This is a genomic window from Chromobacterium alticapitis, assembly GCF_002924365.1.
GTDB classification, from domain to species: domain Bacteria; phylum Pseudomonadota; class Gammaproteobacteria; order Burkholderiales; family Chromobacteriaceae; genus Chromobacterium; species Chromobacterium alticapitis.
The window spans coordinates 1-24273 of record NZ_PQWB01000117.1 but is presented as its reverse complement, the minus strand read 5'-3'; the positions used below and the strand labels follow the sequence as shown (position 1 = coordinate 24273).

Here is a 24273-nt window from a genome sequence, read left to right as displayed (position 1 = left end):
CCGAACAGAATGAACGCCACCCTGCTGATCGAACTCCTGACCGAGGAGCTGCCGCCCAAGGCCCTGCCGCGTCTGGCCGCCAGTTTCGCCCAGACCATCACTGAAGAATTGAAGAAGGCGCAATTCGTCGCCGCCGACGCCGAGGCCGTGGTCTACGCCTCGCCGCGCCGCCTGGCGGTGCAGCTGCCCGGCGTGCTGGCCGTGCAGCCGGACCAGCGGATCACGCGCCAGGGCCCGGCCGCCGCAGCCGGCATGAAGGACGGCCAGCCCACGCCGGCTCTGGCCGGTTTCGCCCGCTCCTGCGGCGTGGAAGTGTCCGAACTGTCCATCGTCAATAACGGCAAGCAGGATGTGTACGCCTATTCCAGCACCAAGGTGGGCGAGGCGCTGTCCGCCGCGCTGGCGGACATCGTCGGCCTGGCGCTGAAGAAGCTGCCGGCGCCCAAGCTGATGCGCTGGGGCGATTCCGACTTGCAATTCGTGCGTCCGGTGCACGGTCTGATCATGCTGCATGGCGACCAGGTCGTCGCCGGCGAGGTGTTGGGCCTGCAAAGCCGCAACGCCACCCGCGGCCACCGCTTCCTGTCGCAGGGCGAAGTGAGCATCAGCCATGCGGACGCCTACGCCCGCGTTCTGCATGAAGAGGGCAAGGTCATCGCCAGCTTCGCGGCCCGCCGCGAGCTGATCGGCCACAAGCTGGCCGAGGCCGCCGCCAAGCTCGGCGCCACCATCGCCGCGCCGGATGCGCTGTTCGACGAAGTGACCGCGCTGGTGGAGTGGCCGGTGGTGCTGGAGGCCGGCTTCGAGGCCGAGTTCCTGAACGTGCCGCAGGAATGCCTGATCCTGACCATGCAGCAGAATCAGAAGTATTTCCCGCTGCTGGACGGTAACGGCAAGCTGATGAACCGCTTCCTGCTGGTGTCCAATATCGAGCCGCAGGACCCGTCCTTCGTCGTCGGCGGCAACGAGCGCGTGCTGCGCGCCCGCCTGTCCGACGCCAAGTTCTTCTTCGAACAAGACCAGAAGCACCGCCTGGACAGCCGCCTGCCGCGCCTGGCTAACGTGGTGTACCACAACAAGATAGGCAGCCAGTTGGAGCGCGTGGAGCGTCTGCAAATCATCGCTGGCGCCATCGCCCATGAGCTGGGCGCCGACACCGCGCTGGCCGCCCGCGCCGCCTACCTGGCCAAGGCCGACCTGGTCAGCGACATGGTGGGCGAATTCCCGGAGCTGCAGGGCATCATGGGCATGTACTACGCCCAGCACGACGGAGAGCATGACGAAGTGGCCACCGCCATCGAGGGCCACTACCACCCGCGCTTCGCCGGCGACACGCTGCCGCAAGGCAAGATCGCCACCGCGGTGGCGTTGGCCGACAAGCTGGAAACCATCGTCGGCATCTGGGGCATAGGCCTGATTCCGACCGGCGACAAGGATCCGTTCGCCTTGCGCCGCGCCGCGCTGGGCGTGGTGCGCATGGCGCTGGAAGCGGATCTGGACCTGAAGCAGCTGCTGACCATCGTGGCCGAGGCCTTCCCGGAGGGCAAGCTGTCCGCCAAGGTAGCCGACGAAGTGTTCGGCTTCATGATGGACCGCCTGAAGAACTACCTGGCCGCCGATTACAAGGGCGACGAAATCGACGCCGTGCTGGCGCTCGCGCCCAGCCGCATCCACGAAGTGCGCGCCGTGCTGGCCGCCGTGGCCGGCTTCAAGGCGCTGCCGGAAGCGGCATCGCTGGCCGCCGCCAACAAGCGCGTCAACAACATCCTGAAGAAGGCCGAGGGCGAAGTGGGCGTAGCGGACGCCGCGCTGCTGCAGGAGGCCGCCGAGCAGGCGCTGTACGCCGCGGTGCAGGCGCTGGCTCCGGCCGTGGAAGCCAAGTTCGCCGCCCATGACTTCGCCGGCGCGCTGACTCAGCTGGCTTCGCTGCGCGCCCCGGTTGACGCCTTCTTCGACGGCGTGATGGTGATGGCCGAGGACGCCAAGGTGCGCGCCAACCGCATCGCGCTGTTGGCCAGCCTGGCCGCGCTGTTCAACCGCGTGGCCGACATCTCGCTGCTGGCGGAGTGAGCGTAGGGCGGAAGCCCGGCCATGCCGGGCGTTCCGCCGTTTTCCTTTTGCAAGAACATGGCAGGCGGAACGCCCCGGCGGGGCTTCCGCCCTAGCATGCCAAGCCCCTCTCCTCTGGCGGGAGAAGGGTTGGGGAGAGGGGGCGGCTCCGCCTGGCTGGCGAGGGCGAGGTTCCCGGCAGTCTGGGAGTGAGTGGCGGAACGCCCCGGCGGGGCTTCCGCCCTAGCATGCCAAGCCCCTCTCCCCTGGCGGGAGAGGGGTTGGGGAGAGGGGGCGGCTCCGCCTGGCTGGCGAGGGCGAGGCTCCCGGCAGCCTGGGAGTGAATGGCGGAACGCCCCGGCGGGGCTTCCGCCCTACGACAATATCGGGGAAGATCTTGAAACTAGTCATTCTGGATCGCGACGGCGTGATCAACGAAGATCGCGACGATTACGTCAAGAACAGCGCGGAGTGGGTGCCGATCGAGCATAGCCTGGAGGCGATCGCCAATCTGACGCAGTCCGGCTGGCGCGTGGTGGTGGCCACCAATCAGTCCGGCATCGCCCGCGGCCTGTTCGACATGCACGCGCTGAACGCGATGCACGAGAAGATGCACCGGCTGGTCGGCCAGGCTGGCGGCCGCATCGAAGCCGTGGTGTTCTGTCCGCATGGGCCGGATCACGGCTGCGACTGTCGCAAGCCGCTGCCCGGCATGGTGCTGGAAATAGCGGAGCGCTTCAACGTCAAGCTGGAAGGCTTGCCGCTGATAGGCGACAGCCTGCGCGACCTGCAGGCCGTCGCGGCCGTCGGCGGCCAACCCATCCTGGTGAAGACCGGCAAGGGCGCCAAAACGCTGGCCAAGGGCGGCCTGCCGGAAAGCACGCTGGTGTTCAACGACTTGTACGATGCCGCCGAGCATCTGATCAATCATCACTGAGGTAGAAACTGCAAGCATGATCAGTCTGTGGATACGCAATCTGCTGTATTGGGTGGTGCTCATCGTCATCACGCCGCTTTTCTTTTGCTGCCTGCTGCTGGCGGCGCCGCTGCCGCGCCGGGCTCGCCATGTCTTCGGCGTCAGCTGGGCCCTGACGCTGCTGTGGATGCTGGAGCACGTGATTGGCCTGAAGTACAAGGTGCTGGGCGCGGAGAACATCCCGGCCGAGCCTTCGGTGATCACGTCCAAGCACCAGTCGGGCTGGGAGACCCTGTCGCTGCAGAAGATCTTCCCGTGGCAGGTCTATGTGGCCAAGCGCGAACTGGCCTGGATTCCGCTGTTCGGCTGGGGCCTGGTGCTGATGAACCCCATCATGATCAACCGTTCCGACCGCTCGCGCGCCAATCAGCGCCTGCTGGAACAGGGCCTGGAGCGCAAGCGCCACGGCTTCTGGATCACCGTGTTTCCCGAGGGCACCCGCACGCGGCCCGGCCGCGTCGGCAAGTACAAGCTGGGCGCCGCGCGCATGGCCAAGCAGTTTGACATGCCCATGGTGCCGGTGGCGCATAATGCCGGCGAGTTCTGGCCGCGCAACGCCTTCCTGAAGTATCCGGGCGAAGTCACCGTGGTGGTGGGCCCCGCCATCCGGCCGACGGACGATCTCGGGCCGGAGGCCATGATGGCCGAGGCCCAGGCCTGGATAGAAGCGCGCCAGCGCGAAATAGGCGGCGTAGGCCCGTTTGCCGATCCCGATGAAAAGCGCCAGCGTCTGGCATCGACTGCCGCTGCCTGACGGCGACGTGCCGGTGCTGCTGACGCGGCGCGCGCGGCAGAGCATAGGCATACGGGTGCGCGACGGCGTGGTCGAGCTGGTCGCCGCGCCCGGCGTCAGCCAGGAGCGCTTGCACCAGGTGCTGCGGCAGCGGCACGACTGGATCATCGGCCACGTGCTGCGCCAGCGCGGCCAGCTGGCAGCCGGCGAGGACTTGAGCCGGTTGACGCTGCTGGGAGAAAGCCTGGCGCTGCGCCTGGTGGGCGGCGCGCGCAAGACGGTCAAGCGCGAGGGCTCCGAACTCTTGGTGGCCGGCGTGGCGGAGGGCGACGCCGATGGCCTGAAGGACGCCTTGGCCAAATTCCTGAAACGCGAGGCGGCGATACTGTTCCCCGGTCGTCTCTCCCTGCTGGCGGCGCGCTGTCGCCGCAAACCCAGCCGGCTGCAATTGTCGTCGGCGCGCACGCGCTGGGGCAGCTGCAGCGCGGAGGGCGGCATCCGCCTGAACTGGCGGCTGGCGCAGGCGCCGCTGGCGGTGGTCGATTATGTGATCGCCCACGAACTGGCCCATCTGGAACACATGAACCACTCGCCGGCTTTCTGGACGGAGACCGAGCGTCTCTATCCGGGCTGGCGCGAAGCTCGCCGCTGGCTGCGCCTGCACGGCGGCGAATTGTTTGCTTTTGGCTGAATATCGAGGATATTGCAATGAGAATGCTGCATACCATGTTGCGCGTCGGGAACCTTGAACGCTCTTTATCGTTCTATCAGGAAGTACTCGGCATGAAATTGCTGCGCCGTTCGGACTTTCCGGAAGGCCGTTTCACGCTGGCCTTCGTCGGCTACGGCGACGAGGCCGATCACACCGTGCTGGAACTGACCCATAACTGGGACACTGAATCCTACGAGCTGGGCAGCGGCTACGGCCACATCGCCATCGAAGTGGACGATGCCTACGCCGCCTGCGACATGGCGCGCGCCAAGGGCGGCAAAGTCACCCGCGAAGCCGGTCCGATGAAGCACGGCACCACCGTGATCGCCTTCATTGAAGATCCCGACGGCTACAAGATCGAGTTTATCCAAAAGGGCAGCCGCTAAGCCTGAACGCGTCCCGCGGGACGCGCGACGCGAACAGGCCGGCACCCGGAAGCCCGGCCTGTGCCTAAGCACACAACCGGGAACGTTCTGGCAGCCTCGCGCTGCGTTTTTATCTACGGGCATTGCCCGCGGGAAGGATTGATGAAAAACAAACTGCTGATTCTGGCGGGCGCCATGCTGTTGCCTGCGGCAGCCCAGGCGGCGGATCTGGACGGCGCCGCGCTGAGCCTGGGCTGGGCGGCGCCATTCGCCGCCATCCTGCTGTCCATCGCGCTGTTTCCCATTCTGGCGCCGGGCGTCTGGCACCATCATTTCGGCAAGATCACCGCCGGCTGGACCGCGCTGTTCCTGCTGCCGTTCGCCGCGACCTTTGGACTGGGGCATGCCGGGGCGCTGATTCTGCATGCCTTGTTCACTGAGTACATACCGTTCATCGCGCTGCTGTTCGCGCTGTACACCGTGTCCGGCGGCATCCTGGTATGGGGCTCGCTGCACGGCTCGCCCAAACTGAACACCGCCATCCTGGCGATAGGCGCCGCGCTGGCGTCCGTCATGGGCACCACCGGCGCGGCCATGCTGCTGATCCGTCCCCTGCTGAAAGCCAACGAGGGCCGCAAGCGCAATGTGCACGTGGTGGTGTTCTTCATCTTCCTGGTGGCCAACGTCGGCGGCGGTCTGACCCCGCTGGGCGATCCGCCGCTATTCCTCGGCTTTCTGAAGGGCGTGACCTTCGGCTGGACCTTCCAGCACATGTTGGCGCCGGTGGCGGCGCTATCCGCCATGCTGCTCGCCATCTTCTATTTCCTGGACCGCCACCTGTACGCGAAGGAGGCGAGGGAGGGCACATTGAAGCCGGTGGACCGCAGCCACGACAAGCCGCTCAAGCTGTATGGCAAGCGCAATTTCTGGCTGTTGGCCGGCGTGGTGGGCGCGGTGCTGATGTCGGGTCTGTGGAAGCCGGGCATCGAGTTTCATTTGCCCGGCGCGCATATCGAGCTGCAAAATCTGCTGCGCGACCTGATCCTGATCCTGCTGGCCTTCGCCTCGCTGTGGATCACGCCCAAGCCAGTGCGCGCCGGCAATGAGTTCAACTGGCTGCCCATTCTGGAGGTGGGCAAGTTGTTTGCCGGCATCTTCATCACCATCGCGCCGGTGATCGCCATCCTGCGCGCAGGCGAACATGGCCAGTTGGCCGCCTTGGTGCGCGCGGTGTCCGGCCCGGAGAGCGAGCCGCTGGAAATCATGTATTTCTGGATGACCGGTGTGTTGTCCAGTTTCCTGGACAATGCCCCGACTTACCTGGTGTTCTTCAACCTGGCATCGGGCGACGCGGCAACCATGATGGGGCCGATGGCCGACACGCTGCTGGCCATTTCCATGGGCGCCGTGTTCATGGGCGCGATGACTTATATCGGTAATGCGCCCAACTTCATGGTCAAGGCCATCGCCGAGCACCGCCACGTCAAGATGCCGGGATTCTTCGGCTATATGCTGTGGTCCGGCGCGGTGCTGCTGCCTTGCTTCGCGTTGCTGACGCTGATCTTCTTCTGACCTAGGCGGTAGAAAAAACAAAAGCCCGTCGCGACGCGACGGGCTTTTTGCTGCGGGGCGGGGAATCAGGCTTCCGATGCCGCCGGCTTCAGGCGGGCTTGCGGATCGGGGCGGCTTAGCCGCGCCACCCCGCGGCGGCAGGCCGAAACCAGGATCATCAGGCCCAGGGCCAGCATCACGATGGCGATGCCGGTGTTGAAAAGGGAGGACCGGGCGTGCTCATTGCCCTCGCCGGCCACTTGGCGGGTGGATGCGCCCATGAGGGGCGCGTCCATACCGTCGGCAGCGAGATCTAGCGATGAACGGCCCTGCGATGCTTCAACGAGATGCTGCGAGTCAAGAAGTCAGCCACGATGGCATTGAATTGCTCACTGTTGTTAAGGAAGGGTAAATGGCCGCCATCCTGCATTTCGACAAAATCGGCGTGGGGGATGCCATCCTTGAGCAGGGCAACCTGATCGATCGGAAAGGCGATATCCCAGTGGCCGGCGACGATGAGTGTCGGCAGTTTGATTTTGCGCAGTTGCGCGCGCGTGTCGAAGCGGAACAAATTGCCGATGTAGGACAAAACCGCATGTGGGGGCAATTCCACATGGCTCTGCCGGATGATGGCCAAGTGGCGGCTTACCTCGGGCGATAGGAAAGCCTCGCGATAGATGTTCTGGAACTCCATTTCATAAGCGCCTAGCGGCGATGCCGAATAGCTTTCGACATCAAACCGCGTCACCCCGCGCATTCTGGCGTCGGTCGGCGTGGTGCAAACCAAGATCAGCGACGAGAGTCGCGAGGCATGGCGCAACGCGAATGTTTGGGCGATGTTGCCCGCCATGCACCATCCCGCGAGATGAGCTTGCCGGATCTCCAGCGCATTCATCAGTTCGGCCAGATCGTCCGCCAACTCATCGAAAGTGAAATCCAGGCAGGGGGCGCTGCCGGCGTGCCCGGGTAGATGCGGAAAGATCAAGCGGTGGCTTGCGCTGAAGGTCTGGATCTGGTTTTCCCAAATCGATTTGGTGAACGCCAGCGCGGTAAGGAATATCAGAGGTTGGCCCTCGCCGATTTCGAAGTATTCGATGCGTTGGCCGCGGGAACTGACGAACTCGCCGCGGCGTAACGTCTCGGAGGCGGACAAGGCGGCCTGGCCTCGTGTCAGTGCTTCCAGTCGTTGCGCGATCTGTCCGGCGATCGGCGCCATGGCAGCTCCTGGCATAGCCAGGGCGTCGCGGCCGTCTTCCAGGCGCGAGCGAATGCGTTGCGCCATGCAAGCGATGCTTAACGCATCCGGGTCGCGCGCCAAGGCGGAAACATGGGCCGCTTCGCCGAACTGCTGCTGCAAGCGCGCGCAGGCCAGGGCGAGGCCGAAGGAGCTCAAACCGTATTGAGCCAGATTCGCCTCGGGATCAAGCCGGACATCGGCCGGAAGCGCTTGCGCGATGGCGTGCCGCACCGCTTCCAAGATTGCCGTCTGCTGCTCATCGGCTTTGTCGCCGTCGTCGGGCGGCAGCAGGCTGCCATCGCGCAGGAAGATGCTTAGCCAGTTGGGGAACACATCCTCGCGTCGGCAGCCCGCATCGACGATGGTTTCGGCGATTTGTTCGAATGAGGGCGGTTGAACCGCCTCTTCTTGGGCCAGCAAGGCACGCAGCAAGCCGGTCCCTTGGCTTTCCGGCGCCTGACTCAGCAATACCACGCCGTCTTGGGAGCACCAGTCTCCCAGGCGGGCCAGCAGCGACAGCAAGCGACCGCAGCAGGGCGTGTGGGCGCGCACGATCGTCACGTCGATCTCGCCCGACTCGCGGGAGAGCGCCAAGGTCTCCGACGACGAATGCGTGAAGTCGACATGGGGGAAGTGCTCTTGCCCCTGTTGGACCAAGGCTGTCGCCAGCTCTGGAGAGTCGGATACCAGGCAGTAGCGGATGCGGATATCGCCCGGCACGCTGTGGGCTATCGCATGCAGGAAGTCGAAGCTGCCGGCGCCGATGTCCAGCACCGAGATGGTACGCCGCTCCAGGAGCCGTTGTTTCAGACTCGACTCCGCGCAAATCCGATTGATGAACGCGAATTTCGACGGCGCGACGATGGCTTGGGCCAGCAATGCCATAGGCGCGGGCGCGCTATCGGCCGGGTTCTGTTCCAGTCGCGCCAGGCCAAGCGGCAGAAGGGCGAAATATGGCTGATATTCCGGCATGGCGCGCAGAAGCAAGGACAACTGAGCGTCGCGCTGCTCCTCCAATGCCTCCGGCTGAACGCCGGCGGGGAGCGAGAGCCGGCCTTGCCGGTCCCGTTGCACAAAGCCCTGCTTTTCCATCAGGTCCAGCAGGCGCGCCGCCGGCGTTCCCGCCGATGCGGCGCTCAAGAAATGGGCTTGGGTGGACGCTTGGCTGGAAAGCGTAATGCCTTGGGTTTGCAGCCAGGCGAGCAATTGCGATAACGTTGCCAGGTAGAGCCGATCCGAGACGGATTGATAGCGGCTTCCGAACTCCGTCGACAAGTCCGGCATGGCGCTCTCCGAGCCGAGCCGAGCCGCTGGCGCGGCGGGCGCAGGGGAGAGGGCGCTTGGGGCGGGCCGCGTGTCCGGCCAGTATTCGCGCAACTCGAATGCATAGCCCGGCAAATGCACGCGGCGAGAGGATGAAGGCGTCCCGCGCCAGCAGGCGCGCCAATCTACCGTCATGCCGCTGACCCATAGTTGAGCGAGCGCGCTCAGATGGCCGCCTGCCGCCAACGCGGCGGCGGCGTCAGCGTCGGCGTCCAGTTTGCCGGCGCCGGTTTCGGGGGAGAGGATGACCCCGGCGCGATGTTCTCCCCTTGAATAGGCTTCCAGCCGAGCGCGGGCAGACGAGGGGCTATCCGCAAGGATGGCCAGGCGATGGGAGAAGGCGCTTCTACCGGTTTGCAGGGTATAGGCGATGTTGTCGAGGGGGGCGTCTTCAGCCAAGTGCGCGAGGTAGCCAGCCAGGCGGGCGGCGCCCCGCTTCAGCGCATCGCGGTTGTGCGCCGACAGTGTGAGCAAGCGGCCGAGGACGGTTGTCGTGCCATTGGGCGTGACCGGCAGGGCAGGAGACGGGGCCAGCACGATGTGCGCCGCCATGCCGCCCCCGCCAAAAGCATGAATGGCGCAGTATGGCGAGGCGGCGTCGAAGGTTTCGCGGCACAACTGCGGCCGCAGACGCGAGGCCTCGAAGCCCAGGGCGGGATGAGGCTCGCCGTGCACCAGGGTCGGTGCCCATTGCCGGTGCTTGAGCTGCAAAATGGTTTTGATCAATTGAGCCATGCCGGCTGCGGCTTCCGGGTGGCCGATATTGGGTTTGACCGATCCCACGCGCAGTGCTCGAGTTTGTCTGTGCTCGGTTTGGTAGCCTGCGCGGATCGCTTCGAACTCGATGCCGTCGGACACTTCGTCGCCATTTGCCTGCATTTCCACGTAGGCGACTTGGTCCGCCTGCAGTCCCGCCTGGGCCAGCGCGCGCTCGATGACTTTGCGCTGGCTGCGGGCGGAGGGCACGAAATAATTCAGGGTGTTGCCGCTATGCCCGATGGCGCCGCCCTTGATGACTGCATAGATGTCGTCCCCATCCCGCATTGCCTGGCTCAGCGGTTTGAGCACTACGGCGGCGACGCCTTCCGCAGGCAGGAAGCCGCGGCCGCCGGCCGCGAAACTACGGTCGATGCCGTCTTCGGCGGCCAACTGGGCTTGTGCGATCGTGTCCAGCCGGGAGGGGTGCAGATAGAGATTGACCCCGCCAGCGATGGCCATGGCGCAATTTCCCTGGCGGAGGCTATCGCAAGCGCTGTGCAGCGCCACCAGGGACGACGAGCACATGGTGTCTATCGCCAGGCTGGGGCCGCACAGATGCAAGGCGTGGGACACCCGGTTGGCGATGGACGCGAAGGACATGCCGGTAGGGACCGGATTCCCCGCCAGCGTTTGCTCGAACCCTACCAGATGGTAGGTTGGCGAAGTTACGCCGACGAAGACGCCTATCTCGTCTTCGCCCTTGTTATATTCGTCCAGCCATTTGTTGTCGCCGTAGCCGGCGTCTTCCAAGGCGTGCCAGCAGTTGAGCAGGAACAGTCTTTCCTGGGGGTCCATGGCTTGGGCCTGCAGAGCGGAAAGGCCGAAGAAGCCGGGGTCGAACTGCTTGACGCCGTCCAGGAAGCGCGCTTTCGCCGCGGTCTCGCGTTGCGGCCAGCGGGAGGCGGGGCCATTGTGGTCGGCTTGCCGGCCTTCCAGCAACATCTCCCAGTATTCGGCGAGATTGTTTGCGCCGGGGAACTGGCAGGCCAGACCGATGATCGCGATGTCCGTGCCGGCGGCTGGGGGCAGGGCGGCGTCGACAGGCTCGGCGTGAGAAGCGGGCTCGACCGGCATCGCATTGCTTCGCGGCGCCGGCGCGACAGTGATCTGCTGCGGGACATCGGCGACGCCTGCCCAGCGGGCGTACGCCTCGGGCTGAGTCGCGAGCAGATGGTCGGCCAGTTCGGCGATGGTGGGATAGTCGGCGAACAAGGCATTGCTTATCTGCTGAAAGCTTTGGCCGAGGGCGCTGCTCAACTGGGTGATGGAAATGGAGTCCACGCCATAGGCGGAGAGCGACTCCATGATGTCGATATCTTGCTCCCGGACATGCAATTGGGTGCCGATCAGTCGTTTGAGGGCGTCGATGCCTCGCTGTTTCAGTGCGGCCGGGTCATGCGGCCGCGCGCCGGGCTCGGCGGCCGGGGCCAGGGTTGGGATTGGGGCGCTGGGCTCGACGGCGGCCATGTCGGTCGTCTTCAGCAAGCCAAGCTGTCCGTGCGATCCGCCCATCAGCACGTCCAGCGCGGCCATGGCTTCGCCCGGTTCGATAGAGGCCAGTCCTGCCTTGGCCATGCGCGCGTGGTAGTCGGAGGCAGTGACGACGCCGACGCTGCCCCACCAGCCCCAGTTCATGGTCTTGACCGGGCAGGGCCAAGCGCGGCCCAACTGATGGGCGAAAGCATCCTTGAAGGTGCAACCTGCGGCGTAATTGCTTTGCCCCGGCGCGCGGCCGACGCTTTGCAGAGAAGAGAAAAACAACGCGAAATCGAGCGACTCCGGACCGAAGACCTGGGCCATCCTCACGCTGACGTCGACCTTGGCTGCCAGACTGGCGGCGAACCGGCTCTCCGTCATTCTGGTCAGGCTCTGATCCTGTAGCACGATGGCGGAATGCACGACGCCATGGATGCGGGGCTGTTCGCGGCGAATGGCGTCGCATGCGGCTTGCAAAGAGGCGCGGTCCGTGGCGTCGGCGACTAGATAGCGCGGCGCGGGGCCCAGTGCGGCCAGGCGCGCGATTTTGCCGCGGATGACGTCGTCCTCCGGACGGCGGCCTATCCAGAACAGCTTCGCGCCATAGCGGCGCACCATATGCTCGCTCCAGACCTCGCCAATGCCGCCGGCGCCGCCTATCACCACATATACGCCGCCCAGGCGATATGCCGTTTCGCCGACCGTGTCGCCGGGCAGTGGCAACCATTCCTGGCGGTGCCATTGTCCCTGCCGGAACAGCCAGCTCTGCCCCTGCCTATCGGCAGGCAGACGCAGAGCGTCGGCCAGCGGCGCATCGGCTCGGGCGGGCAAGTCGGCCAGCCGCGCGCTCCATGCCGGAAACTCCTTGATCATCGAACCGATCAGCCCATGCACGCTGGCGTGATCGGGAGCGATGTCCTCGTCGGGATGGGCGGCGAGCGCCTGAGCGGTCAGAACCGTCCATTGCAGCGGGCGGCTTTCGTAGCCGGCGGCCAGCAGCGCCTTGACCAGCCTGAAGCACGCCAGCACGCCTTCGCTCTGAGCCTGGATATGCGCATCGCTGTCTATGCTCTCGGCTTTGGCTGTCGGGGCGATCCATACGATGTGATCGATAGCGCCTACGGTCTGGATGGCGTGGTCGAGATCGTCCGATGCGAGGCGCGGCTCCAACGAGAGCGGAACGATGGCCGGATAGCGTTGGCGCAGCTCGCGCAGTTGATCGTCAGAAGCGCCGAACGCGAGCAGACGCTGCCCGGCCGGCGGCTCCGCCAGCGCCGGTTGATCCGCGCGCCACACCGGCCGCAGGAGACCGGCTGGCGGCATCGACGGGCGCGCCTGATCATCGCGGCCAGGCTCGGGCGCGGAGGGTTCGGCTAGGAGACGGCGTTCTGGCGCGACCCAGCAGTGCTCCCGAGCGAATGGATAGCCGGGCAGGCTCATGCGGCGCGGCGGGCGGGCGCCATGCCACGCCGACCAGTCCACGCTCGAGCCCTGTACCCAGTCGGCCAGCAAGGGCGCGCAAGCCTCTTGCCGACCGGCGCCGATGTCCGGCAGCGTCGCGGCTTGCGCCTGGTATCTCTCGCGCCGGGCGCTGCCGCGGTAGAGGCCGGCCGCATCGGCGCGGTCTGCGAGAAAGGCCTCCAGCTTGGCGGCGAGGTCGGCCATGGAGTCGGCCTGGAAGGCTAGCCGTTCATCCATCGCTTCGCGGCCGGTTTGCAGCGTGTAGGCCAGATTAGGCAGTTGCGCGTCGGTCCAGCCGCGCTCGCGCGTGGCGGCAAGCAGGCGCGCCGCGGTTTCGCGCAGGCGCTCGGGATGGCGGGCGGATAGCACGATCAGTGCCGGCCGGGTTGGCTGCGCCGGCTCATCCACGAGGGCGGGGGCTTCCTCGATGATGACGTGGGCGTTGGCGCCGCCGGCGCCGAATGAGGACAGACCCGCCCGGCGGGGATGTTCCGCGCCGCCGATGCGGGGCCGCGGCCATGGAGCGAGTCGCCGTTGCAGCGCGAAGGGCGTGGCCTCGAAATTGATGTTGGGGTTGCTGGCTTCGGCATGCAGGCTGGGCGCCAGTTGCCCGTGGCGCAATTGCAGCAGCACTTTGCTCAAGCCGGCGATGCCGGCCGCGCTCTCGCAATGGCCGATATTGGATTTCACCGAGCCGAGCGCGCAGAACTGCCTGTCTGGCGTGGCCTTGCGGAATGCCTTGCTCAAACCGGCGATTTCTATCGGGTCGCCCAAGGAGGTGCCGGTGCCGTGGGCCTCCAGATAGCCTATGGTGCGAGGGTCTACGCCGGCCTGCCGCATCGCCTCGGCGATCACCGCGGCCTGGGCATCCGGATTCGGCACGGGATACGCGCTAGTGCGTCCGCCGTGGTTGAGCGCGCAGGCCTTGATGACACCGTAGATGTGATCGCCATCGGCCAGGGCGCGGTTGAGCGGCTTGAGCACGACGACGCCGACCCCCTCGCCGTCGACGAAGCCGTCGGCATCCGCGCCGAAGGCCCGGCATTTGTCGCCGGCAGACAGCATTTTCATCGATGACAAACGCAGATATTGCACCGGATCGATGATCAGGTTGACGCCGCCGGCGATCGCCACATCGGAAGCGCCGCCGCGCAGGCTTTCCATCGCCAGATGCAAGGCAGTCAGCGAGCTGGAGCAAGCGGTGTCCACCGCCATGCTGGGACCGTGGAAGTCGAAAGTGAAGGACACGCGGTTGGCGATGGACCAGAAATTGGCGCCGTTGGCGTAGTTACCGTTCATGACGCCGACAAAGACGCCCACTTTCCCGGCGGCGCCGAGTCCGGCTGGCGTGTACCCGGCATCCTGGATGCCGACATACGCTTCCTGCAGGAACAGGCGTTCTTGAGGGTCGATTTGCTCGGCCTCGCGCGGCGAAATGCTGAAGAACAACGGATCGAATTGGCTCACGCCGGAAACAAAGCCGCCCCATTTGCTGTAGGCCTTGCCTGGGCGGTTTTTGTCCGGGTCGTAGAACAACTGGTGGTTCCAGCGCTCCGCCGGCACCTCGCTGATGCAGTGCCGCCCCTGGCTCAGGTTGCGCCAGAATTGGCCGATATCGTCGGCCATCGCGTAACGGCCGGCCAGCCCGATCACGGCGATGTCGCTGTCGCTCTCGGCGTCGCGATCGAGTGCTTTCGGCGGCTCGGCGGTGCGAGAAGCCGGCGAGCCGAAGGACGGCGCGGGCGGCGTCTGCTGCATGCCTAATATTTTGGCCAGCTCGGCGGGCTGAGTTTGGACGAAGTGTCGGGCTAGCCCGGCCAGCGTGCGGTGTTCGAAGAACAGCGTGCTGCTGACGTCATCGAAGGTTTGCCTCAGGGCGTTGTTGAGCTGGACGACCAGGATGGAGTCGATGCCGTACTGCTCGAAAGACGCGTCGGGATGGATGTCGTCGACGGGAAGCTGTACCGCCGAGGCGATCAGCTCCTGAAAATAGCGCAGGGCGCGCGGATACAGCTCGTCCGCGGCAGGCGGCGTAAAGACGGCGACGTCGGTGTCCGCCGCGGCAGGCGCCTGCCGCGGCGCGACCGTCCCCAACGCTTGGGCCAGCGCGTCCGCCTGGGTTTGGACGAAGTGCCGGGTCAGCCCGGCCAGCGTGCGGTGTTCGAAGAACAGCGTGCTGCTCACGTCGTCGAACGTTTGCCGCAAGGCATTGTTGAGCTGGACGACCAGGATGGAGTCGATGCCGTACTGCTCGAAGGGGGCGTCAGGGTGGATGTCGCCGACCGGTAGCTGGACCGCCGAGGCGATCAGCTCCTGGAAATAGCCTAAGGCGCGTGGGTATAGATCGCTCGATGCGTGCTGATCGGCCGGAGGCGTGGCGACGCGCGGCTGGACGTTCGAGGTACGCTCCACCTCGTCGGCGGCGCCGTTTTCCGCCACCACAATCTGCTGGCCCAGCTCGGCGTGGTCCTCCGTCGGGAACATGATGCCGCGGAATCCCTCCGCCTTCAGCACGGCGTGCCAAGAGGAGGCGGATAGACCGGGGCAGCCGGGAATGCGCAGCTCGGCGTCCTCGTAAAGCCACCATCCTTCCAGTAGCCCGAAGGTCAGATGGGCAAACGGCACATTGCGGCTCAACTCGTTGAGCAACAGCAAGCCGTTTTCGCGCAGCAGGGCGCGAGCGTGGCGCACGCTGTTGCGGATATCGCTGGTGGCGTGCAGTACATTGGTGGCGACGACGAGATCATAGCTGTGCGGTTCGATGCCTTGCTCCGATAGCGGGCGCGAAACATCGAAGATGCGGCCGCGCAAGTAGGGACTGTCGGGCGCATAGTGTTTGTCGGCATGCAGCAAAAACGCTTTGGAAAGGTCGGTGTAGCAGTATTCTTCAATCCGGTCGCGGTAAGCCTGCAGGCGCTTGAGCAAAGGCGCGCTGGTGCCGCCGGTGCCGGCGCCGATCTCCAGTATGCGGATGCGGGCGGCAGGGTCTTGCTTCAGCCGTGCATCGATGAACGTGACCGCCATCTCAATCAGTACGGCGTTGAAATAGTCCGACACGGGGTTGTGCTTGTAGATACCCTCGACCAGCGCCATCGACGAGTTGGGGAACATGACGCTGGTGGCTGGAACCTGGCCGCGCAGAATGTCGGGCAGTGCGCGCAACATGGCTTCCAGCAGGGTGGACTGTGCGCTGAAGGTAGGCGACGCCTGCCATGAGCGTTTGTGCTCGTCCCATTCCCGCCATGCCGCCTGGCTATCGAAAGCGGGGAGCGCGCCGCCGTCGAAGCTGCCGGCCAGCAAGCGCAGACTCTCCTCCAGCCAGCGGGTGTAGAACGGCAGAATTCGCAGTTCTTCGACTAGCTGTTGTGCCGGTTTGAAAGGCGCGCGCAGGCCCATGGTCTGCAACTGCGCGGCGAGTAAGCGCGGCAGCATGTGCTGCAGGGAGCGCAGCAGCGCGTCCTCATCGCGGGGAGGCTGATACAGCGGCGCGAGTCGGCTAGGCGTCAGATTGCGTTGCATTTCGCGCAGCATGGAGGGGTAGGGAGCCCCGTGGGAGAGTGGCAGATCTTGGGTCCGGATTTCTGGCATGTCAGTGTTTCGCGTGATGTGTAATGGCGCGGCGGATTTGCTCGATGCGCGCAGGTGTTCTGATTGAGGTTGTGTGATCGCTGCGCCTGCATGTGGCTTAGCGGCGGCGCGGCCCGAGCCGGGCGCGGTGGGGCCTGCCGTGCGGCTGGAGAAGCCTTGCAGCCGTACACAGACTTCGCCGTCGGCGCGGCACAAGTCGATGTCGTACTTGCGTATGCGGCCATGGCTGGCAAGACCGGCGGATGGCTCCACCACGGCCCACATATCCCGCTGGCAGCGGCTGAACAGATCCACGCGCTCGACAGAGAAGGGCAACGCCAGCGCGCCCGCCTCGTCGAGCGCGAGTCCTGCGACGGCTTGCAAGGCGGAATCCAGCAGGCTCGGGTGCAGCACGTAGCCGCGGGCATCCGCCTCCACCGCTTCAGGCAGACGCAGATGGGCGATGGCGCAGCCCTCGCCGACGGACAGGGCGGCAATGCCCTGATGCGCGGGTCCGTACTGCAGCCCCATCGCGGCGAAGCGCCGGTAGCACTCGTCCGCCTCCAGCCGCCGAGCCTGGCAGCGGTCTCTCCACTCGGGCAAGCGCCTGAGCGGCGCCGGAGCGGCGGGAAGCGGTTGCAGCGAGCCCTGGCAGTGCAGAATGCCGTCCCGGCTGATCGAAAACGCCGTGCCGCCGTTTGCCGCGGCGCGTAAGGCCAGTTCGGCCTCGCATCGGCTTTCCACGATCAAGGGCTGCGCCCATTCCACATGGCTCATGCGCAGCCGGAAATCGTCATCTAGCTTCTGGTCAGAGACATAAGCCGCCCTGGCCATCTCCAGGTATGCCACGCCGGGCAGCACGCGCCGTCCCTGGACGCGATGGTCGCGCAGGAACGACTCGGCGCCGTCCAGTCCGATCAGAAAGCGGCGGATGCCATCTGCGCCGGATGGCGCAGGCCGAACCAGCGGCGAACCCGCCGCGCGTGCGGCGGGGGAAGACGCGGGGGCGCCGAGGCTGGGCTCGATCCAGTGCGATTCACGGGCGAACGGATAGCCCGGCAGGCTGACCCGAAGTGGGCGGCGGCCGACGTGCAGCGCGGTCCAGTCGGGTGTCTTGCCCGCCAGCCACTGCGCCAGCGCTTCCGCGTGGGCGCAGTCTGGCGGCGCGGCGCAGGCGGCGTCCGGCGAACTGACGAAGACGGGTGCGCCGGCTGCTTGCTCGCCATTGACGAAGGCCCGCAGGGCGCGATCCAGCTCGGTGCTTGAGCTCGCCAGTACCGCCAGGCGGCAAGGCATCGCATCGCGGCCCACCTGCAGGGTGTAAGCCGTATCGGCCAAGTTGTCCTGACGCACCGCGCCGGCGCGGATGGCTCGCAGCAACTGGCCGGCACTTTCCCGCAGCCTGCGTTCATCGCGCGCGGACAGGACGATCAGGGCGGGCGATTCCGCCTCCGTCGGCGCATCGCTCTGCCTGCGGTCCACATACTCTTCCAGCACGACATGGGCGTTGACGCCGCCGAATCCAAACGAAGACACACCGGCCCGGCGTGGCAGTTCCCGGCCGTCGGCGTCTCGCGGCGCTGTCCATTCGGCATTTTCCCTGACGATATGGAAGGGGCTGTCCCGCAGGTCGATATAGGGGTTCAACGTCTCGCAATGCAGGCTTTTGACCAGCGTGCGGTGCCGCATCTGCAGCAGCACCTTGATGACGCCGGCGACGCCTGCTGCCAGCTCAAGATGGCCGATATTGCTTTTGACGGATCCGATGCCGCAGCGGCCGATCTCCTGCTGCGCCAGCCCGGCCTCGCCGACGGTCTCGCCGAAGGCCAGTTTCAGCCCGTCGATTTCCACCGGGTCGCCCAAGGCGGTGCCAGTGCCATGGGCCTCGATGTAGCCGATCGTGCGTGGGTCGACGCCGGCGTGGGTCCAGGCCGTGCGTATCAACTCGGCCTGGGCCTTGGGATTCGGCGCGGTGAGGGACGTGGCGCGACCGCCGTGGTTTTGCGCCGATCCCCGAATGAGGCCGTAGATGCGGTCGCCGTCGCGTTCGGCCGCGCTGAGGCGCTTGAGCACCAGCATGCCCACGCCTTCGCTGCGCACATAGCCGTTGGCGTCGGCCGAGAAGGTCTTGCAGCGGCCATCTTCGCAGAGCATGCCGGCCTTATTCAGGCTGATGGTGCCCTTGGGACTGAGCAAAGTGTTGACGCCGCCGGCGATGGCCATCTCCGATTCGCCGCCGAGAATGCCGCGCGCGGCGCGGTGTATCGCCACCAGGGAGCTGGAGCAAGCGGTCTCGACCGGCTCGCTCGGACCGTGCAGATCCAGCAGATAGCTCATCCGGTTGGGACCGATGGAGGGGACTAGCGAAGTCGAGGTATAGCCTTCTATCGTCGCCTGGGTCACGCGTTCGCTGTAACCCGAGGTGCAGGTGCCGACGAAAATGGCTGTTTTGCTGCCGGCAAGGCTGGACGGCGCCTGTCCGGCATCTTCCAGCGCCCACCAGACATGCTGCATCAGCAGGCGCTGCTGCGGATCCATCAACTTCGCCTCGCGCGGCGAGATGCCGAAGAACAGGGGGTCGAACTCGTCCACGCCTTCGATGAAACCGCCCCATTTGATATTGGTTTTATCCTGTTCACGGCCGGGGTCGCCGTAATATTCGCGCCAATCCCAGCGCTCTGGCGGGATCTCCGCGATGCAGTCCACGCCGTCGCGCAGGTTTCGCCAGAAGGCGTCGATGTCGCGGGCCTGCGGGAAGCGGCCGCTCATGCCGATGATGGCGATGGCGTCGGCACCCGCCGGCGCGCCGGGAGCGCGAGGCTTGTCTTCTGGGGCGGCGAGGGACGGCGTTTGCGCCGGGCGAGCCTCGCCGCCTGTCAGCAGCGAGGCGAATCGTTCCGCCTCCGTATCGCACAAATGCCGCGCTAACGCGTTGAGCGTAGGATGCGCGAAGAAAATGGTCGGCGCGAGGCGGGTGCCCCAGCGTTGATTGAGCTGGCTGCCGAAGGTGGTCAGCGATACCGAATCGAAACCGAATTGATGGTAGGGATCCTCCGGGTCGATATCCGTTTCGCGCAAGCTCAGCAATGCCGATACGTGGGCGATCAGTTGCCGGCAGATGGCTTCGCGCAAGTCGTCGCCGCCCGCCGCGCCGGACGCGGGCCGGGGCGGCGCGACATCAAGGAAGCCGGCGCGCAGTCTGGCCAATTCGCCCGAGAGAACCAGCACGCGCGGCAGACCGCTGGCCAAGGCGCGGTAAAGCGCGCGTACGCCTTCGGCGGCAGAGAGCGGCGTCAAGCCGGTGGCCTGCGTCATCATCTCCGCCATGTCGGCGTCGATGCGCATGCCGCCGTCGCGCCACAATGGCCAGTCGATGGACAAGATGCGCGCGCGCTGCTTATCCGCCTGCCGCGCGAAGCTTAGCTCGGCGAAAGCGTCGAGAAAGGCGTTGGCGGTCGCGTAGTCGGCCTGGCCCGCGTTGCCGCGCACCGCGGCCAGGGAAGAGAAGCAGATGAAGACGTCCAGCGGCAGATCGCGGGTGGCCGCCGCCAGATTGCGCAGGCCGGCCGCCTTGGGCGCGAGCACCTCGTGCAACTGCGCGGCCGTTTTATCTGCCAGGCGCGCGTCGCGGCCCAGCCCAGCGGCGTGTAGCACGCCGTTCAGGCCGCCGTACTCCCGCGTGAGTCGCTGGATCAGGCTGGAGACCTGATCCGCGTCGGCCAGATCCAGCGCATGATAGGCGACGCGGGCGCCGCGCGCGCGCAGCGCCGCCATGGCGGTTTGGTCCGCCTCGTCGGCTTGGCGTCTGCCAGCCAGCACGATGGCGGCGCCGCTGGCGTGCTCGGCGATTTGCCGGGCGAACAGCAGGCCCAGCCCACCCAGTCCCCCGGTAATGAGATAGACGCCGTCGGCGCGCCATGGCGGCGACGCCTCGAGCGGCTCGAGCGGTTGCCAGCCTAAGGTCTGGAGCCGGTTCCCAAGGAAACGGAACTGTTCGTCGGCGCTGGCCGCGCAGCGATCGAGTTTGCGCGCCAGCGCCTCGATCGTTTCGCCGGCGTCGAGCATGATCAGCTGGCAACGCTGGCCCGGCGTTTCGATTTGGCTGCCGCGCAGCAAGCCCAGCAGGGCTGCCGATGATTGTTCGCCGCCGTCGCCGGGTACGATCAGCTGCAGTAGAACGGGCGCGCTCGTCGAGGCGGACAGGCGCTGCAGATCCGTCAGCAGCGCAGCCGCTTGCGCTTCGAAATCGCCCGGCAGGGCGCGGCAGTCGATGGCGGGCAGCGCGGCTTGCAGCGCCTCGGCATCGTATGCTGGATGGGCCAGCCACAGCAGGCGCTTTTCGGTTTGCGCCGCGATGGCCTGCGCCGGCTCGACATCGCGCCAGCGGGGAGCGAAGAGCAATGTGCCGAGGCCGTCGGCATCCTGCCGATGCGCGGCGGCCAACTCCCGCCGTTGGCCCGGCGTGATTCCCATTTGCGGCAACCAGAGCGTTTCGCGAGCGAAGGGGTAAGCCGGCAGGCTGATGCGGCGCGGCGGGGTGTCGCCGTAAAGCAAGTGCCAGTCCACGTCCAGCCCTTTGGCCCATGCGGCGAGCAGGGCGTCGTCGTCGCGCGCGGCGATCCAGCTCGCGGCGGCGGCGTGGTCCAATCCCGCCAAGGTTTCCTTGGCGCGTTTGGCGTTGGCGAGGTGAAGGCGGCTGTCGGCAGCCGGGTCGGTCAGCGCCGAGCGCAGGCACTGGGCCATTTCCTCTACGGTGCGGCAGGAGAACGCCAGGCGAAGCTCCATCGCCTCGCGGCCGATTTGCAAGGTATAGGCGGCATCGGCCAGATTGCCGTCATGGATGCGGCCGTCGGCGATGGTTTGCAGCAGTTGTGCCATGCGCGCCTGCAAACGGTCGCGGTTTCTGGCCGACAGCGGGATCAGCACCGCGCCGTTTGACTGGCGGCTGGGGCGCTCGTCGACGAACTCCTCCAGCACGATGTGGGCGTTGGCGCCGCCGGCGCCGAAGGAGGAGATGCCGGCGATGCGAGGGAACTGCCGCATTTCGCCGTCGATCTCGATTTGCGGGCGCGGCCACTCGGCCAGCTCGTGTTGCAGGAGGAAGGGCGATGCGTCGAAGTCGATATTGGGATTGGGCGTCCTGGCGTTCAGGGTCGGCGCCAGTTGGCCATGGCGCATCTGCAGCAGCACTTTGGTCAGGCCGGCGATGCCCGCTGCGCTCTCGCTATGACCGATATGCGACTTGACAGAGCCGAGCGCGCAGAAGCGGCGCGCCGGCGCCGCCGCGCTGAAGGCTTTGTTCAAGCCGGCGACCTCGATAGGGTCGCCCAGCGCAGTGCCGGTGCCGTGAGCTTCCACATAGCTGACGGCACGCGGATGCACGCCGGCCCGCTTCAGCGCCAACGCGATGACTTCGCTTTGCGCCGCCGGATTGGGCACGGTGTAGCCATTCGTCTTGCCGCCGTGATTGATGGCGCTGCCGCGGATCAGGCCGTAGATGTGATCGCCGTCGGCCATGGCGCGCGACAGCGGCTTTAGCAGCACGGCGCCGACGCCCTCGCCCGGCACATAGCCGTCGCCGCCCGCGCCGAAGCTGCGGCAATGCTGATCGCTCGACAGCATGCGCATGCTGGACAACTGCAGATAACCCGAGGGATGCAGATAGAGATTGACGCCGCCGGCGATCGCCAATTCGCACTCGTCGCGCAGCAGGTGCTCGCAGGCTTCGTGAATGGCCGTGGCCGATGCCGAGCACATGGTGTCTATCGGCATGCTGGGACCGCGCAGATTGAGAAAATAGGACACGCGGTTGGCCAGGGAGCCAAAGGAGGTGCTCGGCCGGGCGGCGGATGGCTGCGCCAGGTCCGCGAGATAAAGCTCATAACCGGGCTTCGTGATGCCGGCGAAGACGCCGACACGGCCGCCATGCCGGCTGGCCAGCGATTCTCTGGTATAGCCTGCGTCCTCCAGCACCTCCCAGCTCGCTTGCAGGAACAGCCTCTCTTGCGGGTCGATATTCAACGCGTCCCGCGGCGAGATGCCGAAGAACAAGGGATCGAAGTCGGCGAACCCATTGATGAAGCCCCCCCATTTGCCGTAGCTACGCCCCTTGGCGCCGGCCTCGGGATCCGCCAGGAAAAAGTCGTCCAGCGGCCAGCGTTCGGGGGGAATCTCGCTGATGCAGCTTTGTTGGCCGCTGATACGGCGCCAGAACGCTTCTGCATCGTCGGCGCCGGGGTAGCGAGCGCTCAATCCGATGATGGCGATGGGCTCGCGCGCGCTGGTTTGTGGCGCCGGCGCCGGGCTGAGGGCGTTATCTGTACGACGAGCCGGTGCCGTGCTCGCAGCGGGTGCTTGGGCCGGCTCGGCCGTTCCCGTCAAACGCAGGCAGGAGTCGGCATGCTCCGCGACAAAGTAATCGGTCAGGGCCGACAGGGTGTGGAATTCGTAAAACAGGGTTTTTGGCATATCGCCGAATGTCTCGCTCAGCGCGGCATTCAGCTGGGTGATCATGATGGAGTCTATGCCGTAGGTTTCGAATGGCTCGGCGGGATCCAGCCTGGCCGGATCGCATTTGGCCACCTGAGCGAACAGGGCGGACAAGCGCGCGAGCACGTCGGCGCGCAGCGAACCGGCGTCGGCTTGCGGCGCCGGCGCGGCGGGCCGCGCGCGGGCGCTTTCGCCGTTCAAGGCCCGTCGCATGAGGTCAGGCTCGCCGGCCATCACCGCCACTTGGTCGTGACCGCTGGCCAGCGCGCGATAAAGCGCATCGAAGCCATCCTCGCTGCGCATCGGGATCATGCCGGTGGCGCGAGCCATGGCTTGTTCGGTGATGTCGTCCAATCGCATGCCGCCGTCCAGCCACATCGGCCAGTTCATCGACAACATTCTGCCGTGGCGCTTGCCGTGCGCGACGAGGCTGTTGCGATAGGCGGCATAGGCGTCCATGAAGGCATTGGCGGAGGCATAGTCGGCCTCGCCCTCGATGCCGACCACGGCGGAGATCGACGAGAAGCAGAGAAACACGTCTAGTTCGATATCGCCGCTAGCCTCGTCCAGATTGACCAGCCCAGCCACTTTGGCCGCCATGACTTCGTGCAGCTCCTCAGCGCTCTTGCGCAGCACGAAATTGGGACGCACCACGCCGGCGGCATGGAGAATCCCGTCCAGAGATTCGTATTCCTCTTGGATTTCCAGCAAGAGCCGGCGGATCGCGGCGGCATCGGCCACATCCAGCTGACGGTAGTCGACCCGCGCGCCCAGAGCCTCTAGCTCGCGGATGCCATCCAGCTGGCTTTCTGCCAGCGGGCGGCGTCCGGTCAATACCAGGACGGCGTTGGCCGCGCGCGCGGCAATTTCTCGCGCGAACAAGCGGCCGAGCCCGCCCAGCCCGCCGGTGATCAAATAGACGCCTTTATCCTTCCATGGCCGATGCGCCGTTTCTTCTTGCAGGGCGTGCCATTCGGCCACCCAGCGCTCGCCATCCAGATAGCGGATGCGCCGTTGCTCCGGATGTGCGGCGTCCTGGCGCAGCTTGCGGGCCAACTCCGTGGGGGATTCGTCGACCTCGATGGAGATGATCTGGCCGAGCAGGCGCGGATTTTCCGCCCGCGCGCTCAGCAGCATACCTTGCAGGGCCGTGCTCAACTGCTCCGCGCCCAGCGCCGGCACGACGATCTGCACCAGCGCCGCATGCTGGGGGCGGAGGCTCATCAGCTGCCGCAGCATGGCCAATAAGGATTCGGCTTGCGCCACGAAGCCGCCTTCCAGCGCACGGCATTGCGCATCGTTTAGATGGCGAGCCAGTTCTGCTGCCGGGATGGCGCCGCCGCAGATCAGGACATGGTGTTCGCCCAAGGAGGAGGGCGCGGTTTCGGACTCGGATCGTCGTGCCCAGCGCGGCGCCGCCAGCAAAAGCTCGTGCGCGGTGCCTGCGTGGGTTGGCGACGAATCCTGCCGAGGAGGGGACGCGGTGCGCGTGCTGGCGGCGCCGCCGGCCAGGCGCGGGGCGACCCAATACCGCTCCTGGGCGAAGGGGTAGGTCGGCAGCGCCAGACGACGCGG

General features: G+C 66.2%; 8 protein-coding genes. 6 read left to right on the top strand and 2 right to left on the bottom strand.

From position 1 onward, the window contains the following. Positions 1-9 precede the first annotated feature (9 nt). The 6 genes from glyS to C2I19_RS18275 all read left to right on the top strand — a co-directional run bounded on the left by glyS (position 10) and on the right by C2I19_RS18275 (position 6407). Positions 10-2070, top strand: coding sequence for a glycine--tRNA ligase subunit beta (glyS, locus tag C2I19_RS18300; RefSeq protein WP_103904069.1), 2061 nt, complete (start codon positions 10-12; stop codon positions 2068-2070). Positions 2071-2446: 376 nt separating this feature from the next. Further along, positions 2447-2986 (top strand): D-glycero-beta-D-manno-heptose 1,7-bisphosphate 7-phosphatase, encoded by a 540-nt coding sequence (gmhB, locus tag C2I19_RS18295; RefSeq protein ID WP_103904068.1) that lies wholly within the window; start codon positions 2447-2449, stop codon positions 2984-2986. A 16-nt stretch (positions 2987-3002) separates the two neighbouring features. Further along, on the top strand, positions 3003-3779 hold the full coding sequence (locus C2I19_RS18290) for a lysophospholipid acyltransferase family protein (protein ID WP_103904067.1): 777 nt from the start codon (positions 3003-3005) through the stop codon (positions 3777-3779). Beyond that, positions 3739-4449: a M48 family metallopeptidase gene (locus C2I19_RS18285; protein ID WP_103904066.1), complete on the top strand. Its 711-nt coding sequence runs from the start codon at positions 3739-3741 to the stop codon at positions 4447-4449. The genes C2I19_RS18290 and C2I19_RS18285 overlap by 41 nt, the downstream gene beginning before the upstream one ends. A gap of 17 nt (positions 4450-4466) precedes the next feature. Further along, complete coding sequence (gene gloA / locus C2I19_RS18280) at positions 4467-4856, top strand: lactoylglutathione lyase (RefSeq protein ID WP_103904065.1); 390 nt, start codon at positions 4467-4469, stop codon at positions 4854-4856. Positions 4857-4997: 141 nt separating this feature from the next. Continuing rightward, a complete protein-coding gene (locus C2I19_RS18275) occupies positions 4998-6407 on the top strand; it encodes a sodium:proton antiporter (RefSeq protein ID WP_103904064.1) in 1410 nt (469 codons plus the stop codon). Positions 6408-6472: 65 nt separating this feature from the next. Here the strand turns inward: C2I19_RS18275 and C2I19_RS18270 are convergent, their stop codons facing one another. Both C2I19_RS18270 and C2I19_RS18265 read right to left on the bottom strand, forming a co-directional pair. Further along, entirely contained in the window at positions 6473-6667 is a 195-nt protein-coding gene (locus tag C2I19_RS18270; RefSeq protein ID WP_146056867.1) for a hypothetical protein, read from the bottom strand. Between the two features lie 32 nt (positions 6668-6699). Then, complete coding sequence (locus tag C2I19_RS18265) at positions 6700-24066, bottom strand: SDR family NAD(P)-dependent oxidoreductase (protein WP_233201265.1); 17367 nt, start codon at positions 24064-24066, stop codon at positions 6700-6702. Between the last annotated feature and the right edge of the window lie 207 nt (positions 24067-24273).